General features: G+C 37.6%; 15 protein-coding genes. 12 read left to right on the forward strand and 3 right to left on the reverse strand.

All coding sequences use genetic code 11. The features are described from left to right. The first annotated feature begins 5 nt into the window (after positions 1–5). The 6 genes from CJ229_RS06515 (at position 6) to CJ229_RS06540 (ending at position 5,441) form a co-directional block, all read left to right on the forward strand. Entirely contained in the window at positions 6–668 is a 663-nt protein-coding gene (locus CJ229_RS06515; RefSeq protein WP_070709278.1) for an HAD family hydrolase, read from the forward strand. 14 nt (positions 669–682) lie between these two features. After that, on the forward strand, positions 683–1,012 hold the full coding sequence (locus CJ229_RS06520; protein WP_102167088.1) for a hypothetical protein: 330 nt from the start codon (positions 683–685) through the stop codon (positions 1,010–1,012). 87 nt (positions 1,013–1,099) lie between these two features. Next, the gene (gene mqo / locus CJ229_RS06525; RefSeq protein ID WP_102167089.1) at positions 1,100–2,575 is read left to right on the forward strand and encodes a malate dehydrogenase (quinone); all 1,476 of its coding nucleotides are present in this window, start codon (positions 1,100–1,102) and stop codon (positions 2,573–2,575) included. Positions 2,576–2,688: 113 nt separating this feature from the next. Further along, positions 2,689–3,483, forward strand: a complete 795-nt coding sequence (locus tag CJ229_RS06530; RefSeq protein ID WP_102167090.1) for a hypothetical protein — start codon at positions 2,689–2,691, stop codon at positions 3,481–3,483. 117 nt (positions 3,484–3,600) lie between these two features. Continuing rightward, entirely contained in the window at positions 3,601–4,614 is a 1,014-nt protein-coding gene (gene aroF / locus CJ229_RS06535; protein WP_102167091.1) for a 3-deoxy-7-phosphoheptulonate synthase, read from the forward strand. A gap of 41 nt (positions 4,615–4,655) precedes the next feature. Continuing rightward, positions 4,656–5,441 (forward strand): N-acetylglucosaminidase, encoded by a 786-nt coding sequence (locus CJ229_RS06540; RefSeq protein ID WP_102167092.1) that lies wholly within the window; start codon positions 4,656–4,658, stop codon positions 5,439–5,441. A 9-nt stretch (positions 5,442–5,450) separates the two neighbouring features. Here the strand turns inward: CJ229_RS06540 and fdhD are convergent, their stop codons facing one another. After that, the gene (fdhD, locus tag CJ229_RS06545) at positions 5,451–6,245 is read right to left on the reverse strand and encodes a formate dehydrogenase accessory sulfurtransferase FdhD (protein ID WP_083302039.1); all 795 of its coding nucleotides are present in this window, start codon (positions 6,243–6,245) and stop codon (positions 5,451–5,453) included. 165 nt (positions 6,246–6,410) lie between these two features. Between fdhD and CJ229_RS06550 the strand changes: the two genes are divergently transcribed. The 4 genes from CJ229_RS06550 to CJ229_RS06565 all read left to right on the forward strand — a co-directional run bounded on the left by CJ229_RS06550 (position 6,411) and on the right by CJ229_RS06565 (position 12,561). Next, positions 6,411–7,592 carry an L-lactate MFS transporter gene (locus CJ229_RS06550; protein WP_419181884.1) on the forward strand — a complete coding sequence of 394 codons (1,182 nt, stop codon included), beginning with the start codon at positions 6,411–6,413 and terminating at the stop codon, positions 7,590–7,592. Between the two features lie 94 nt (positions 7,593–7,686). Continuing rightward, a complete protein-coding gene (locus CJ229_RS06555; protein ID WP_102167094.1) occupies positions 7,687–10,044 on the forward strand; it encodes an FdhF/YdeP family oxidoreductase in 2,358 nt (785 codons plus the stop codon). A gap of 125 nt (positions 10,045–10,169) precedes the next feature. Then, positions 10,170–11,324, forward strand: a complete 1,155-nt coding sequence (locus CJ229_RS06560) for a hypothetical protein (RefSeq protein ID WP_102167095.1) — start codon at positions 10,170–10,172, stop codon at positions 11,322–11,324. Positions 11,325–11,334: 10 nt separating this feature from the next. After that, positions 11,335–12,561: a metal-dependent hydrolase family protein gene (locus CJ229_RS06565; protein ID WP_285066054.1), complete on the forward strand. Its 1,227-nt coding sequence runs from the start codon at positions 11,335–11,337 to the stop codon at positions 12,559–12,561. Between the two features lie 38 nt (positions 12,562–12,599). Here the strand turns inward: CJ229_RS06565 and CJ229_RS06570 are convergent, their stop codons facing one another. Next, positions 12,600–14,267, reverse strand: a complete 1,668-nt coding sequence (locus CJ229_RS06570) for a Na/Pi cotransporter family protein (RefSeq protein WP_070457132.1) — start codon at positions 14,265–14,267, stop codon at positions 12,600–12,602. A 144-nt stretch (positions 14,268–14,411) separates the two neighbouring features. Between CJ229_RS06570 and CJ229_RS06575 the strand changes: the two genes are divergently transcribed. Next, positions 14,412–15,254: a DUF368 domain-containing protein gene (locus tag CJ229_RS06575; protein ID WP_068129185.1), complete on the forward strand. Its 843-nt coding sequence runs from the start codon at positions 14,412–14,414 to the stop codon at positions 15,252–15,254. Here CJ229_RS06575 and CJ229_RS06580 read toward each other — a convergent pair. After that, entirely contained in the window at positions 15,251–15,502 is a 252-nt protein-coding gene (locus tag CJ229_RS06580; protein WP_040929601.1) for a hypothetical protein, read from the reverse strand. The two genes, CJ229_RS06575 and CJ229_RS06580, sit on opposite strands and share 4 nt — an antisense overlap. 63 nt (positions 15,503–15,565) lie before the next feature. Here CJ229_RS06580 and CJ229_RS06585 point away from each other — a divergent pair, with 63 nt between their 5' ends. Beyond that, positions 15,566–16,798, forward strand: coding sequence for a lipid II:glycine glycyltransferase FemX (locus CJ229_RS06585; RefSeq protein WP_102167096.1), 1,233 nt, complete (start codon positions 15,566–15,568; stop codon positions 16,796–16,798). Positions 16,799–16,820: the final 22 nt, after the last annotated feature.

A 16,820-nucleotide genomic window follows, 5' to 3' on the forward strand; every position in this document is an offset into this window, starting at 1 on the left:
TCTATATGAAAGTCGCACTATTTGATTTTGACGGAACACTTTATCCATATGAAACGTTCCAAACACTTCGATACCATATGCGTGACAATCCAAAATATAAAAAGTACTATAAACACTTTGTTCGTCGCTTTGCACCGACGTATTTTGGGCACAAATTAAAACTCGTTCCAGAACTCCAATTTCAAAATAAAGCATTAGAATCCTATATTTATGCATTTAAAGGTGCTTCTAAAGATGAAGTGGAGACATTTTTCAGTGAAGTCGGAGAAGCGATGAGAGAACAGTTAAACCAAACGGTGGTCGAAAGGCTACAATGGTTACGTGATAACGACTACTATACGATTTTAATTTCAGGTGCATTTCAACCGATGTTAAAGGCGATGTTTAAAGATGAATTTAGCCACATTATCGGTTCAGAAGTGAATTACAATAAGAAGGGCATCCTATCGACTAAAATACCATTTGTACGAGTATTTGGTGCGAGGAAAATCGATTTAATTCGTAATCATTTAAAACATAATAATGTCGACTGGGATAAAAGCCATGCATATAGTGATAGTGCGACGGATTTAAGTATGTTAAAGCTCGTAGGGCATCCAGTCGTAGTGAAACCAGATGCGAACCTTAAAATTATCGCGAACAAAAATGGTTGGGAAATTTTAAATTAAAGGATGATATAACTATGTCATTAATCAACATCAGTGAATCAGAACTATATCCGACAGAGTCATTCGGACCTGCGGTCGAAGGTACGTTGATTTATAATGTACAAGGACAAGCAGAGTGGGAAGGTGCATTCATTACAACGAATGAACGTCTTATAATGAATGTCAATATGAATGGTGAAGCATACCGCAGAGTATTTGATTATAAAGATATAAAAGACGTATATCAGAATGAGCACGGGCTATTTATTGAATTTCCTGAAGGGATGGGGAAAATCGCACTCGTAGAGACGAAAACAGGCAATGAAGAGACATTTGTTGAATATGTTAAAAAGAAGTTAGGTTAACTTAAAAAAGATAAGTTCTAGGCTTTTATAACGATATTGAGACATATATAATAATAATTGAATATGAAATAGGGAGATCGATTCAATATGGCAAATGAGGAGAAGAAAAATGTAGTCCTTATTGGGGGCGGCATTATGAGTGCAACGCTAGGTGCGCTCATTAAAGAGTTAGAACCAAGCTGGAATATTAAGATGTTTGAAACGCTAGAAGCTCCTGCTCTAGAAAGTTCAAGTCCATGGAACAACGCAGGTACAGGGCACTCAGCACTATGTGAGTTAAACTACACACCAGAAGACGCTAACGGCAACGTTGACATTACTAAAGCGGTAAACGTCAATGAAAAATGGCAAACGTCATTACAATATTGGGCACATTTAGTAAATTCAGGTCAGTTAAAAGCCCCAGAAAAATTTATTAAAAAAGTACCGCACTTAAGCTACGTCGAAGGTAAAGAAAACGTGGCATTTTTAAAGAAACGTCAAGAACTATTAAAAGACCATCCATTATTTGAAGGTATGGAATTTAGCAGTGATAAAGAAACGTTAGAACAGTGGATGCCGCTTATGATGGGAGGACGCGAGTCATTCGATGACATCGCTGCAACGTATATCGATAAAGGTACAGACGTTAACTTTGGAGAGTTAACGAAGCAATTATTCGATAATCTAGAAGAACAAGGCGCCTCATTACAATATAAACATGAAGTCGTAGATTTAAAGAGAATTGACGACAGTAAATGGGAAGTTCAAGTGAAAGATTTAACGACTGGGAGATCAGAATTCCATATTGCGGACTTCGTATTTATTGGTGCAGGTGGCGGAAGTTTACCACTGTTACAAAAGACAAAATTACCAGAGTCTAAAAACATCGGTGGTTTCCCAGTGAGTGGACTTTTCCTCGTCTGTCAAGATGAAGAGATCGTTAACCAACATGAAGGAAAAGTATACGGTAAAGCAAAAGTTGGTGCCCCACCAATGTCAGTACCACACTTAGACACACGTTATATCGATGGTAAGAAATCATTACTGTTCGGACCGTTCGCAGGATTTTCTCCGAAGTTCTTAAAAACAGGGTCATACTTCGATTTAATTGCTTCTGTAAAACCAAACAACGTGTTTACAATGCTTGCTTCAGGAGCGAAAGAAATTCCATTAACAAAATATTTAATTAGCCAATTATTACTATCAGACAACGATAGAATTGAAGAGTTAAGAGAGTTCGTTCCAACAGCGAAAAAAGAAGATTGGGATACAATCATAGCAGGACAACGTGTTCAAGTCATTAAAGATACAGACAAAGGAAAAGGAACATTAATGTTCGGAACAGAAACAATCGTTTCTGAAGACGGAACTGTCGCAGCGTTACTCGGAGCATCACCAGGTGCTTCAACATCAACTGATGCGATGATCAACGTATTAAAACACTCATTTAAAGATTCGTTTGAAAAGTGGGAAGCGGAACTTAAAAAGATGATTCCGTCTTATGGTAAAAAACTTTCAGACGAAAGAGACTTATATAACGTCATAGACAAAGAAGTACGTGAAGTACTAAAAATTAACTAAAATAACGCCTAGCGATACTAAGTCGCTAGGCTTTTTTACTGGATTCTCTAGAAAGTTATAACGCTATCGGTTATAATATAATAACGATAGAAATAACGATAGGAGAGACGACAATGCAAACACCAGTGTATTATTCAACGGCACAAGTGACAGATATGGTCGAATTGTCTGATCAAAATGTACGTAAATACTTCCGTATGCTAGAAGAACGTGGATATGAAGTAACACGTGACGAATACCAACGACGTCTATTTTCTCAAAATGACGTACTTATATTACAAGAGATGATCAAAATCTCTAAAGAACCTGGGTATACGCTAGAGCTCGCTGCAGATGAAGTATTAAAACAAGCAGACGATATTATAGAAAAAAATAAAGAAGAGAAAAATGACGTTGCGTCGAATGAAGAGGTGCTTAAAGCACTACGACTCGTCGTCGATAAGCTAGAAGAAATGCGTCAGGAAAACGTAGAACTTCATCAAAATATTAAAACGCTCGTATCACGACTCGACCGTTATGACGAAAATCTACTCGATACGAAAGAGCAACAACAACTCCTCGTATCAGAAGTATCTTCTATTAAAGAAGACCTTCAACATTCTGCTGAGAAAGTAGAATCTGATAATAAAGACCTAGAAGAAATAGAAGCATCGATTCCAAAAGAAGAAACAAAAGAAGAGCCATCAGAAGTAGAAGAAACTGAAGAAGTTAAAGATGAGTCTGAAGAGATAAAAGAAGAAATTCAAGAAGAATCAAAAACTGAAAGCGAAGATAATCGAGATAGTTACGATATGAATGATTATCAACCGAAAGAGACGGACAAAGAAGAGAACGAAGAATCTTCTCAAGTGACATTTACTCCAGAGAAAAAGAAAAAAGGGTTTCTCGCACGATTATTCGGAGGTTAAGTATTATTTGTTTCACATGAAACGTGTTACAATACTTAAGAGATTATTGTGTGGACGTAATATTATGACTGCCACTTTTAGTGGCAGTTTTTTTGCAGTTAGATAGGAGGATTGTTTGTGATTATTCACATTTCACAAAACGCATGTGAAAACCAAATCGATGAAATTACACAGTTCGTTGAGTCGATGGGCTTAAATGCACATCGTTCCAACGGTTCAAATAGAATTATTTTAGGCTTAACAGGAGACGTATCTAAGGTAGATGTGAACACGCTGAAAAAATATCATATCGTAGAAGGTGTATATCGTATTACCGCGCCTTATAAAAAAGCAAACCGTCAATTCCATGAAAAAGACAGTATTATCGATATCGGCGGTGTTAAAATTGGAGGGCCACACTTTTTAATGTGTGCTGGGCCTTGTTCTGTCGAGAATGAGACAGATACAATCGAGCTCGCGAAAAAGCTAAAAGCATCTGGTGCAAACGCGTTAAGAGGCGGAGCATTTAAACCAAGAACGTCACCTTATAGTTTCCAAGGCCTTGGCGTGGAAGGGTTAAAAATTTTAAATGAAGCAAAAAAGGAAACCGGACTTCCAATCGTTTCAGAGCTTATGGGAACAGAACATTTAGATACATTTGTTGACATGGTTGACGTCATTCAAATCGGTGCACGTAATATGCAGAACTTTGATCTATTAAAAGCAATCGGCCAAACAGATAAACCAATTCTTTTAAAGCGCGGTATGTCAGCAAAAATTGAAGAATGGTTAATGAGTGCAGAATATATATTAGCAGGTGGCAATAAAAACGTTATTTTCTGTGAGCGCGGTATCCGTACGTTTGAAGATGCAACTCGTAATACGCTAGATATTCAAGCAGTACCTGTTGTACAAAAAGAGTCACATTTACCAATCGTCGTCGATCCATCTCATGCAGCAGGTGTTCGTTACGTCATTCCGTCAATGGCAAAAGCAGCGGTAATGGCAGGAGCAAACGGACTTCAAATCGAAGTGCACCAAAATCCTGAAAAAGCATGGAGTGATGGTCAACAATCGTTAACACCTGAAGAGTTTAGTGATTTAATGTCGACGATACAATTATTGCTCCAAATGGAAGGCAAGACATTATAAGCCTATAAGTGCTATAGTCATGTTTTAATTAAAGGAGAGTTATGAATAAATCAATTCAAAGCCACGCGATGGTCATCATGATGTTAATCGTTATCGTGACATTTATAATCGCATTTATCGTTTCGATGAGTTACTTAGTGGAATCGGAGGACGAGCCTTTGTATACATTTGAAGAAGCGTTACAACTACAATTAAATAATGGAACAGAAGATTTAAAATTTGATTCGGGCTACCTTGTACCTGCGACAGAAGATGATATTAAAAATGCGATGGACCCAAAAAATCAAGGCGTATTTCAGTTTGTACAACTAGATAATAAGTCAAAAATCTCTGTTGAAGATGCTAATGAATTGTTAAAAGACTCAGGTGTTTTAAAAGATACTGGTGAATTTTTTGTTCAGGCAGAAAAAGAATATAATGTGAATGCATTATATTTAATAGCACATGCAAAAATAGAAACTGGTAACGGAAAGTCAGAGCTCGCAAAAGGAATTAAAGTTGATGGAACGACGTACTATAATTACTTTGGAATCGGAGCATTTGATATCGGGGCGATAAAAACAGGAAGCAGTTATGCCAAAAAAGCGAATTGGGATTCAAAAGAGAACGCAATTCTCGGTGGTGCGAAATTTATTAAAGAGCATTATTTTGATAATAATCAAGTAACGCTCTACGATATGAGATGGAATCCAAACTCGCCAGGAACGCATTTATATGCGACTGATATTAGATGGTCTGATTCTATTGCTAGAGTGTTAGAATCACATTACGAAGCAGTACAATTAAAGCCGGATTTTATAGAGAAAGACATATATAAAGAGGAGTAACGCTATGCGTTACTCCTCTTTTGCTCCGATCACTCTATTCGGATGGCTATAAATATTGAATCCACCACGTCTAATAAAACCGACTGCCGTTATATTTAAATCTTCAGCAAGGCGAAGCGCCAAGTCTGTTGGTGCAGATTTAGATAATACGATACCGACTCCGATTTTAGACACTTTCGTTAATACTTCAGAAGACATTCTTCCACTAAAAATAATCACTTTGTCGTGAACGGTAATACCGTTTTTTAAGCAATAGCCGTAAAGTTTATCGAGTGCGTTATGTCGACCGATATCTCCACGTTGTACGATGATTCCGTCAGGTGAAGCAATACTCGCGTTATGAATACCGCCAGTTTCTTTAAAGACGTCAGACGTATTTTGCATCGTCTCCATAAGGTCAACAATCTGCTCTGGTGTCACTTTCGTTTTAGACATCGATACTTTTGACATCTCCATATCACTTTGGAAATAAAACTGTCGACTTTTACCACAACATGACCCGAGGACGCGTTTTGTAAAGCTGAACACATCAATCGGAATTTCTCGAGTTGTTTCAATGTGACAAAAACCACCACGGTCATCGATGTTCATCGTTTTAATATCGTTAAACGAACGAATCACTCCTTCAGAGGCTAAAAAACCAATGACTAACTCTTCGAGATGGTCTGGAGTACAAACGAGTGTTGCAAACTCTGTGTCATTGATGTAAATCGTTAATGGAAACTCTGTAGCGACCTTGTCAGTTAACGTTTCGAATGCATTATTTTTATATTTTATAATCGTTTCATTTGAAATAATATCCAATTTAATTATCCCCTAATAAATATATTGTAAACCCTTACTTACAGTTATATAATTCTAATTATACTTGATTGACAACTTTGTGAAAAGGAAGTAAGGGGGAAACACAATGTCAACAACGAAAAATCGCTGCTCATAGCACTGGCCGGTGTAGCTTTACATATTTCTATCGGGTCTGTTTATGCGTGGAGTGTATTTACTCAACCATTACAAGACAAAATTGGTTGGACGTTAAGTGAAGTATCGCTAATTTTTAGTATCGCGATATTTTTCTTAGGAACATCTGCAGCATTTATGGGTCACTTTGTTGAAGCGAGAGGACCAAGAGCATCAGGTTTAATCTCAACGATATTCTTCGCATCTGGTTTAATCGTTTCTGGGTTTGCCGTACAGATTGAAAGTCTTTGGTTACTATATCTTGGTTACGGTGTCCTCGGTGGTATTGGACTCGGTATCGGGTACATTACACCAGTTTCAACTTTAGTTAAATGGTTCCCAGATCGACGTGGAATGGCGACAGGTCTTGCAATTATGGGATTCGGATTTGCAGCGATGATCGCAAGTCCAGTAATGGGGTACTTAATCGATTCAGTTGGAATCGCAAACACGTTTTACATAATGGGTGCGACATACTTCGTAATTATGCTTTCAGCGAGTCTCTATATCGAAAGACCACCTGAAGGTTACCACCCATCAGGTGTTCCATTAGAAGAACAACCAGAGCAAAATAAAGACTACGTGCAACTTGTTGCGAACGAAGCAATTAAAACACGTCGATTCTATTTCTTATGGTTAATGTTATTCATAAATATTACGTGTGGAATCGCGATATTAGCAGTTGCAAGTCCAATGGGACAAGAAGTTGCAGGTTTATCTGTAAAGAGTGCGGCACTGATGGTAGGAATTATGGGAGTATTTAACGGTGCAGGACGATTATTCTGGGCAAGTATCTCAGATTATATTGGTCGACCAAATGTGTATACTATATACTTCATCATTCAAATCGTCGTATTTGCGTTACTACCGTTTACAACAAACGGCGTACTATTCATGATTATGTTATTCATCATGATTTCTTGTTACGGTGGAGGATTCTCAGCAATTCCAGCGTATATCGCTGACTTGTTCGGTACAAAACAACTCGGTGCAATCCACGGATATATTTTAACAGCTTGGGCACTTGCAGGTTTAGTTGGACCATTTATCGTAGCAAAAATTTACGAAGCAACACAAAGTTACGACATGACATTATACATTTTCGTTGCGATGTTTGTCGTAGCGTTAATAATTTCGATTCTCATCCGCTCAGATATTGCTAAAATTAAAAGAGAATCAGAGTTAAACAACTAAACAAGCGAATCAGTTTAGACGAATTAAATCATTCATCATTCCTACCCTATATTGTGTATAATATAGGGTAGAAATATTTTGAGGGGGAAATATAATGGGCAAAACATTACATCCAGGTCCAATTAATAAGACAAAACGCTGGGACCCCAAATTATGGGTAAGTCCAATTCCATTTGGATTAACTAAAGTTAAACCACATCATATGAGAGATACAGCCAAAATCGTATGGAAAAATAGAGATAACTTAAACTACGCCAAAAACATCATTTTAAAAGGTGTATGTGACGGGTGTGCATTAGGTGTGTCTGGTCTTCAAGACCAAACGTTAAACGGTCCACATATGTGTACGACACGTTTTAACGTATTACGTTTAAATACTGCACCACCAATTGACCCAGAGTTTTTACACCAAGATATCGATGAGTTACGCAAATACTCAAGTCGTGAGCTCCGTGAAAAAGGAAGAATTCCTTATCCGATGATCCGCCGTAAAGGCGAGCGTCGTTTTACACGTATTTCTTGGGATGAGGCAATGGAGCAAATTTCAGATAAAATGCGTGAATTAGATCCGAAACAATACGCGTTTTACTTAACGAGTCGTGGGATTACAAACGAATCGTACTATGTAGCAGCTAAAATAGCGCGTTTCTTAGGTACAAACCATATCGATAACGCATCACGTATTTGTCACTCACCATCTAAATCAGCATTAATGCGCTCAATTGGTGTTGGTGCCTCAACTTGTAACTATCAAGACTGGCTAGGTACAGATGTACTAGTATTCTGGGGATCTGTTGCATCTAACGCATCACCAGTATCAACGAAATACATGATGGAAGCGAAAAAACGTGGTACGAAAATTATCGTCATTAACCCGTACCGTGAACCAGCACTTGAAAATTATTGGGTACCATCGGTAACAGAATCTGCATTATTCGGAACGAAAATTGCAGATGAGTTCTATGAAGTAAATATCGGTGGAGATATCGCGTTAATGCACGGTATCATGAAGCATTGGTTTGATATGGAAGAAGCACGTGAAGGTGCAGCCATTAACCATGAATTTATTAAAGACCATGTAAACAACTACGAAGACTTAGTAGAAAACGTAAAATCACAAGATTGGGATGAAATTGTTAAGTCTTCAGGTATTTCTAAGAGTGATATTATCGAGCTTTCTGAAACACTAGCGCAAGCAAAAACAGGTGTTATGGTATGGGCGCTCGGTTTAACGATGCACTCACACGCAACAGATAACATCTCACAAGTTGCGAACATCGCGTTATTACGTGGATGGTTAGGTAAAAAACATTGCGGATTAATGCCACTACGTGGACACTCAAGTGTTCAAGGTTCAGGAGAAATGGGTGCAGATCCATTCTCACTTCCTGGTGGAGGATTTGACGATAAAAACGTCGAAAGAATCGAGAAGTTATGGGGCTTTGACTTACCAAACTGGCCTGGAGATACAGTCGGTGTAACGATTGAAAACGCAATGTTAGACGAAGACAACGAAAGAAAACTAAAACTATACTATATGTCAGGTGGTAACTTCTTAGAGACGATGCCAAACCCTGACTTTGTAGAACAAGCTTTAGCTAACTTAGATATTCGTGTGCACCAAGATATTATTTTAAATACGTCTACACTTGTCGATGCAAAAGAAGCAGTCATCGTATTACCAGCGAAAACTCGTTACGAGCAAGACGGCGGTGGTTTATCGACATCTACAGAGCGTATGGTTTACTTCTCCCCTGAAATTGAAGGAAACCGTAATAGAATCGAAGAAGCACGTAGTGAGTGGCAGATCTATGTCGATCTCGCTAAACGTGTGAAACCTGAAGATAGTCATTTAATCGACTTTAAATCAGGACAAGAGATTCGTAACGAAATCGCAAAAGGTAACCCTGCATATGACGGAGTACAGTACTTAACTAAAGCAGGAGACGTTTACCAATATGGTGGCGCTTGGTTATGTGAAGGTGGCGTATGTCCAACACCAGACGGCCGTGCGAACTTAATTACGATGGAGATTCCAAAGAGTAATGAAAAAGCTGGAGAGTATAAACTCTTAATGCGCCGTGGTTCACAGTTTAACTCAATGGTTTACGGAGACTTAGATAACTTTAACCACATGGGTCGTCATGATGTACTGATCAACCCGAAAGACGCTAAGCGTCAAGCGATTGAAGACGGAGAAGCAATTGTACTTTACAACAAAAATGGAGTATTCCAAGGTCATGCGAGATACGCAGACATCCGTGAAGGTAACGTTGGTACGTTATTCCCAGAAGGAAACTTCTTAGCTCAAATCGGTGTATACGAGAGTTTCGTAGAAATGCCAGATTATAACGCAAACGTTAAAGTTGAAAAAGCAGACTTCTTCAACGCAAATAAAGACAGACAATATTTAGAAAAACCAGTACCGGATTTAGAAGATAATCCGAACTAATTTACAAATACCTGAGGTTTTACACCTCAGGTATATTTTTATATATTGAATATTCAGAAAATTCATTTACTTTTAACTTTGAATGAGGCATAATCAAATCATTAATTAATTTTTAGGTGAGTAAAATGACTTTTGATCCAATTGTAGCAACAGTTTTAATTCTTTTAATTCTCACCATTGGCGAATTGATTTCGATTGTGACACATGCGAGAGTGCCAATGCTGATGACAGCGATGATTTTATATTTACTACTCATATGGTCTGGATTGTTCCCAGAAAATATGACAGAGCAAACGTTAATACCATCACTCGGTATGGTGTTAATACCAGCTCTTATCGTACATATGGGAACACTGATGAGTTATGACATATTAAAGAAACAATGGCGTGCAGTCGTCATTGCATTATTTGGATTAGTAGGTGCTGTAGTGCTCGTACTTACTATCGGAACACTTGCGTTTGATTTTTCAGTAGCAGCGAGTGGTATCGGTCCTATTTCTGGAGGAGTAATTGCACTACTCATTACGACAGAGCGTCTACAAGAACTTGGGTTAACGAGCTTAATCGTCGTTCCTGTCATGATTGCTGCATTCCAAACACCAGTTGGTATGCCAATCACGACTTATTTTATGAGAAAGTACAGTCGTTACTTCTTAAAACATAAAACAGATGCGGAAAAGCAACAAGATTTAGAAAATAAGGAACGTTATGAGCATGCAAGGTTTAATATTTTAAAAAATAATCTTGTTTTACTCACAATCATTTTCGGATTTGGTGCAGTGGCAACAGTGCTGGCTAAATATACTCCGATTCACTATACATTATACTCACTATTATTCGGGATTATTTTAGTGAATCTTCGTATTTTACCAAAAGCAGCATTAGAAAAAGCGAACTCATTCTCATTTTTAATGGCAGCGTTAATGATCGTCATTATTAATACGATGGGAGGTATTACACCAAAAGACGTCGTCAATCACTTCCCGGCAGTCGTTGTAATTTTAGCAGTTGGTGTCGTCGGTCTTTTAATCGGTGGTTTTATCGGTTCAAAGATCGTCGGATGGCATCATACGAAAGGGATACCAGTCGCTTTAACAGCATTACTTGGTTTCCCAGCGGACTACATTCTTTGTGAAGAAGTATCGAGAAGTGAAGCGAGTAATGACAGAGATGAAGAAGCATTATTCGATGAACTCGTATCGCCGATGTTAATCGGTGGATTTGTGACAGTAACTATCGCATCAGCAGTAATCGCAAGCTTTGTGATGGGATTAATTTAGGGGGATTAGAATGAGTAAATTATTAGTTAAAAATGTAAATCTTATCAATGGCTCGGACGAAGACGTATTAGAAAATACAAGTGTCCTAGTTGAAGATGGTAAGTTTGTAGAAGTGAATCCAAAATCAGTCGATGATTCTGTCGAAGTACTAGATGGTGAAGGAAGATATTTAGTACCAGGCTTTATTGATTCACACGTCCATCTCGCGACAGAATTTCAGCCACTTGCTGAAAAACTTGCACAACCATTTTCTTATAACTTTTTTAAATCGATTGAATACGCGCGAAATACAATTAACGCAGGGATTACAACAGTACGTGATGCGTATGGTGCAGATTTAGGATTTAAAAAAGCGGTTGAAGACGAACTCGTCGTCGGTCCGAGAATGGTAATTTCGGTATCTGCATTATCTATTACTGGCGGTCACGGTGATTCAACGAACTATTCTGGTATTGATGTACCACTTATTACACCACATCCAGGACTACCATCGAATATCGCAGATGGCGTTGAAGAAGTACGTAAAAAAACACGTGAAATATTACGTGCAGGCGCAGACGTTATTAAAGTTATGGCTACAGGTGGTGTTTCTACGCCGACAGATCATCCGAGATTTACACAATATTCTCAAGAAGAACTGAATGTCATCGTCGAAGAAGCACGCTATAGAAATGGCGTTAAAGTCATGGCACATGCTCAAGGTGAAGAAGGTATTCAGCAATGTTTAGATGCGGGTATCCACTCAATTGAGCACGGGATTTATTTAACGGATAAAATTATTGATCAAATGAAAGAGCAAGGGACATTTTTAGTACCAACATTACTCGCACCAGTGTCTGTGATTGAATTTGCTGAAGAACTTGGGGTGAGCGAAGTCGGATTAAAGAAATCAAAAGAAGTGTTAGATGCACATGTTGAGAGTTTTAAGAAGGCGCATAAAAGTGGTGTGAAAATCGCAATGGGTACAGATGCAGGTGTGTTTAAACACGGGACGAACTTAAGAGAGTTAGAACTAATGGTCGAGCATGGAATGACACCGATGGAAGCAATTATCGCGTCTACAAAGACAGCTGCAGAATGCTTAGAACTCGATAACGTCGGTCAAATTGCACCTGGATTTTTAGCAGACTTCGTATTATTAAAAGAGAACCCACTAGAAAATATCGGAAGTCTAAAAGACAATGACAACATACTCGTCGTTGCGAAAGAAGGAAAAGTTTTAAAAGATATACGATAAAAAATAATCCGAAGTACAATCTGTACTTCGGATTTTAATTAGTCATAAATTGTAAATTCTTCTGGTAACTCATGTCTTGTTGAGTAAAGGATTGTTTCTGAGATGTTTCTAGAGTTATAACCGATACGCTCAAGTAATGCGATCAGTTCAGCATAGACAGCACCAGATTCAGGTGAGCACGTACCATCGTTAAGGCGTGACACGTGGTCTTGACGTAATTTATGTTCGATTTTATTCGATTGATTACTTAGTTGAATGATTCTTTCAAGTCCTGAAGGATTGTAAATATCTATAGAATCCACCGTCATATCAAGTGAACGTTTGACGTGTTTCATCATTGTCTCAAGACCTTCAAATGCAGCATCTGAGATTTTGATGCGATCTTCTTCTTTTATTTTATACTCGTTAGCAAAGTCTTCAATGAACTTAGCTGTATTCGTGTAAATACGTGTAACTTCAAGTAGTGCAGCGATATTTTCACTATCGATATTACGCTGGTTTTGAAGTTCAAGTATATCCATTAAGTACTTTCGGATACTCTCTTGTACATTATCTACGAGTTGAACTTTTTCGATAATTTTTCGATATCGTTTATCGGTCGGGTTTTCAACGTATTTAAATAAATCTTTAAACGTATCAGAAATAATTAACCCTAGGTTTTTCACTTCACTCTGTGCACTTTGTGTTGCAAGTTGAGGTGATTGTCTAAGTAAAATAGGGTCTAAGAAATTTGGTTTATAATCTTCTACGAGATCTTTACCAGGTACAATTTTAGTTACAATCCAAGCAAGTACACCGATGAATGGTAATTGAATTAACGTGTTAATTACGTTGTATGAACCGTGTGCAAATGCGATTGTCATTGGCTTATTTAAGTTTAATGCAGACTGTAAAAAGTCGACATACATGACGAATAAAGGCATTAATATCATGAAGATTATGGCACCGATAACGTTAAAGATAACGTGTACGGCAGCCGCACGTTTAGCTGCGAGAGATCCAACAAGTGCTGCAAGTATTGCTGTAATTGTCGTACCAATATTATCTCCTAGTAATATTGGTAGAGCAGCATTTAAGTCAACGAGGTCATTTAAATAAAAGTTTTGTAAAATCGCGATCGTCGCACTCGAACTTTGTACGATGACTGTTAATATAACCCCTACACCTAGACCTAAGAAGCTGTTATCACTCATTTCTAACATTAAGTTACGAAATGCCTCTAAGTCTGCGAGAGGTTTCACACCCTCTCCCATGAGTTCAAGTCCGAAGAATAACGCACCGAAACCAAATAATATACGTCCAAGATTATTAATTGATGTTTTGTTAAAGAAAAATAGTAGAAAGCTTCCGACAGCAAGTACTGGTAGTGCGTACTCACCAATATCTAAACCGATAATAAACGCTGTGACGGTCGTACCGATGTTTGCACCCATTATGACACCAATTGCTTGTTTTAATGTCATAAAGCCTGCAGATACGAGACCGATTGTAATTACAGTCGTCCCCGAACTACTCTGTATGAGTATCGTAACAAGCATCCCTGCTAAAATTCCACGTATTGGTGTTGCGGTCATACGGTTTAATATTTCACGTAAACGGTCACCGGCGGCTGCTTGTAAACCGTCTCCCATTGATTTTATCCCATATAAAAATATCCCGAGTCCCCCGAGGAACGAGAAGATAATTTGCATTGGAGTAGCATCCATAATTAATCCTCCGATAAGTCATTAAGATTTATAGCCCTTAAATTATGTATATAAGTATTATAATACCATTTTTCATTGCAAAATAATAAAATTTTATGAACATATGGTAAAATATATTATCAATAAAAAGCAAGAGGTTAAATTATGAGATGGAGTAACGTTATTCGAGGGTTCTTTATGGGTATTACAGAAATGTTGCCAGGTATTAGTAGTGGTACGTTAATGTTATTACTCGGAATATATGATCAAACACTCGTAGCAATAAACGAATTATTTACAAAACGATATAAGAAGTCATTAATGTTTTTAATCCCACTTTTCATTGGGATGGGAATTGCGATCGTGACGATGTCATCACTGATAAACTACATGTTAAATACGCACCCTATAATTACCCACTTTTTCTTTTTAGGACTAGTAATTGGTGTCATACCAATGATGTTTAAATTAGGTAATTATAAAGTGGAGTTTAAAACAGTACATTATTCTATTATCGTAGTAGTGACAGCATTACTATTTTTAATGGATTATTTTGTATTAGAAAAGTCAGATGTAACGTCAGTTGAAATGAGCACGACGATGTTAATGTGGCTGTTTATATGTGGTTTTTTAGGAGCGAGTGCTTTAATATTACCTGGGTTATCTGGGTCAGTGATACTACTTATGCTCGGTGCGTATCCGATACTCATGTATTCGATATCTGAATTTTTATCATTTAACTTTACAGTAACACCGGTATTAGTGGCTGTTGGGCTCGGTATTATCGCGGGAGTATTACTAACGAGCCGAGTGCTACATTATTTACTACGCGTTTATCCGTATTTAATGTACGCACTTATAATCGGATTGTTAGCTGGCTCAGTCTTCCCGATATTTAATGGTCTCCCGAGTCGTCCAACAGAGTGGGTAATTTCACTTATAGCGTTTGTACTTGGGTTATTTATCAGCTACTATATGTCGATAAAAAACAACTCAGACACTATTTAAGTAAAGTAAATTAAAAGAATTCGATAAAAGTGAGTCAGTGCGAGTACAATGTTAATTACAGCAAGTATATTCGTCAGTTTTTTACTGCCGAGGAGTATATAAATAACACTTAACGCGCCGGAAACGACGAGTAAAATAATTCGGATACTTAACCAGTCGATTAATTCATCAGCTGAGTAGTTTGCGTATATATCGAATGCACTCCATGCATTAAATAATATAAAAATTAAAAGTAGTAATTGTTTCATAATTTCATCACCTTCATTAGAAATTATAGCAAAATTTTTAAACGAATGATTGGAGCACATATTATGTATAAAAAATTAAATGTGAACGAAAACGACTATAACACGTTTATTGAGACACATAAAAATGGCGACTTACTTCAGTTAACCGATTGGGCGGAATCTAAAAAGTTAACAGGTTGGTACTATAAGCGTATCGCTATTGGAAACGATGAAAAAATTGTAGGTGCAGCGACGTTACAATTTAAAAAAATTCCAAAAACAAAGTTTACGCTCTGCTACATATCGAGGGGATTTGTCGTCGATTATACCGATGAAGCGGCTGTAAAGACGTTATTATCCGAAACGATAGACGTCGCATTAAAAGAAAATAGTTACGTCATTAAAATCGATCCAGACATTCCTGAAGATGAAAAGGATACATTAAAACTCTTAAAGTCCCTCGGATTTAGACACCACGGATTTTTAGATGGTATGAGTAAAGACGCGATTCAACCACGTCAAACGATGGTGACAGACGTTTCGGTCGACGACAAAGCACTACTTCAAAGTTTCGATAGAAATAACCGTACGAGAGTCCGACGTGCGTTACGCATGGGGACAGTGGTAAAACGTGCATCTCGTGAAGATTTAAAAACGTTTCACGAACTGATGAAAATCACCGGCGAACGAGACGGCTTTTTAACACGCGACATTACGTATTTTGAATCGATGTACGATGCACTCCACGACAACGGGCATATGGAACTGTTTTTAGTCGAACTAAATCCTAAAAACGTAAAAGAAAATATTGAAAAAGACATTTTAAAAGTTAATAAAGATATTAAAAAAGCGGATAAAATCGCCGACGAGACGAAAAAACAAAACCAATTAGACAATCTCAACAACCGTTTAAGCAAATTAAATACACAACTTGAAGAAATAAAAGAGATTAAATCGACAGAAGTATTATCTGGTGCGTTATACGCGCAATGTGGTGAAAAATCGTATTACTTATACGGTGCGTCATCTAACGATTACCGTGACTTTTTACCGAATCATCATATGCAGTTTCATATGATGCAATATGCAAGAGCACACGGCGCAAAAAGTTATGACTTTGGAGGGACGAGTGTTTCACCGCCAGAAGACTCAGAGTATTTTGGGCTATGGCAATTTAAAAGTCAGTGGGGGACAGAAGTATCTAATAAGATCGGTGAATTTGATTACGTATTAAACCGACCATTGTATCACTTACTCAATGCAGCCGTACCGCTGTATCAAAAATCTAAAATGTTTTTAAATAAAATTAGAAAATAGTGGTATATTGAATACAAGTATT

Origin of the sequence: Nosocomiicoccus massiliensis, assembly GCF_002871345.2 — a bacterium.
Taxonomy (GTDB): Bacteria; Bacillota; Bacilli; order Staphylococcales; family Salinicoccaceae; genus Nosocomiicoccus; species Nosocomiicoccus ampullae_A.

What these genes read in the sequence shown, in the direction of transcription:
- CJ229_RS06560 (WP_102167095.1), top strand. Translation starts at nt 10,170, where the DNA reads ATGACTTTTGATCCAATTGTAGCAACAGTTTTAATTCTTTTAATTCTC.
- CJ229_RS06575 (WP_068129185.1), top strand. Translation starts at nt 14,412, where the DNA reads ATGAGATGGAGTAACGTTATTCGAGGGTTCTTTATGGGTATTACAGAA.
- CJ229_RS06540 (WP_102167092.1), top strand. Translation starts at nt 4,656, where the DNA reads ATGAATAAATCAATTCAAAGCCACGCGATGGTCATCATGATGTTAATC.
- CJ229_RS06570 (WP_070457132.1), bottom strand. Translation starts at nt 14,267, where the DNA reads ATGGATGCTACTCCAATGCAAATTATCTTCTCGTTCCTCGGGGGACTC.
- CJ229_RS06530 (WP_102167090.1), top strand. Translation starts at nt 2,689, where the DNA reads ATGCAAACACCAGTGTATTATTCAACGGCACAAGTGACAGATATGGTC.
- mqo (WP_102167089.1), top strand. Translation starts at nt 1,100, where the DNA reads ATGGCAAATGAGGAGAAGAAAAATGTAGTCCTTATTGGGGGCGGCATT.
- CJ229_RS06585 (WP_102167096.1), top strand. Translation starts at nt 15,566, where the DNA reads ATGTATAAAAAATTAAATGTGAACGAAAACGACTATAACACGTTTATT.
- CJ229_RS06515 (WP_070709278.1), top strand. Translation starts at nt 6, where the DNA reads ATGAAAGTCGCACTATTTGATTTTGACGGAACACTTTATCCATATGAA.
- CJ229_RS06565 (WP_285066054.1), top strand. Translation starts at nt 11,335, where the DNA reads ATGAGTAAATTATTAGTTAAAAATGTAAATCTTATCAATGGCTCGGAC.
- CJ229_RS06520 (WP_102167088.1), top strand. Translation starts at nt 683, where the DNA reads ATGTCATTAATCAACATCAGTGAATCAGAACTATATCCGACAGAGTCA.
- CJ229_RS06555 (WP_102167094.1), top strand. Translation starts at nt 7,687, where the DNA reads ATGGGCAAAACATTACATCCAGGTCCAATTAATAAGACAAAACGCTGG.
- CJ229_RS06580 (WP_040929601.1), bottom strand. Translation starts at nt 15,502, where the DNA reads ATGAAACAATTACTACTTTTAATTTTTATATTATTTAATGCATGGAGT.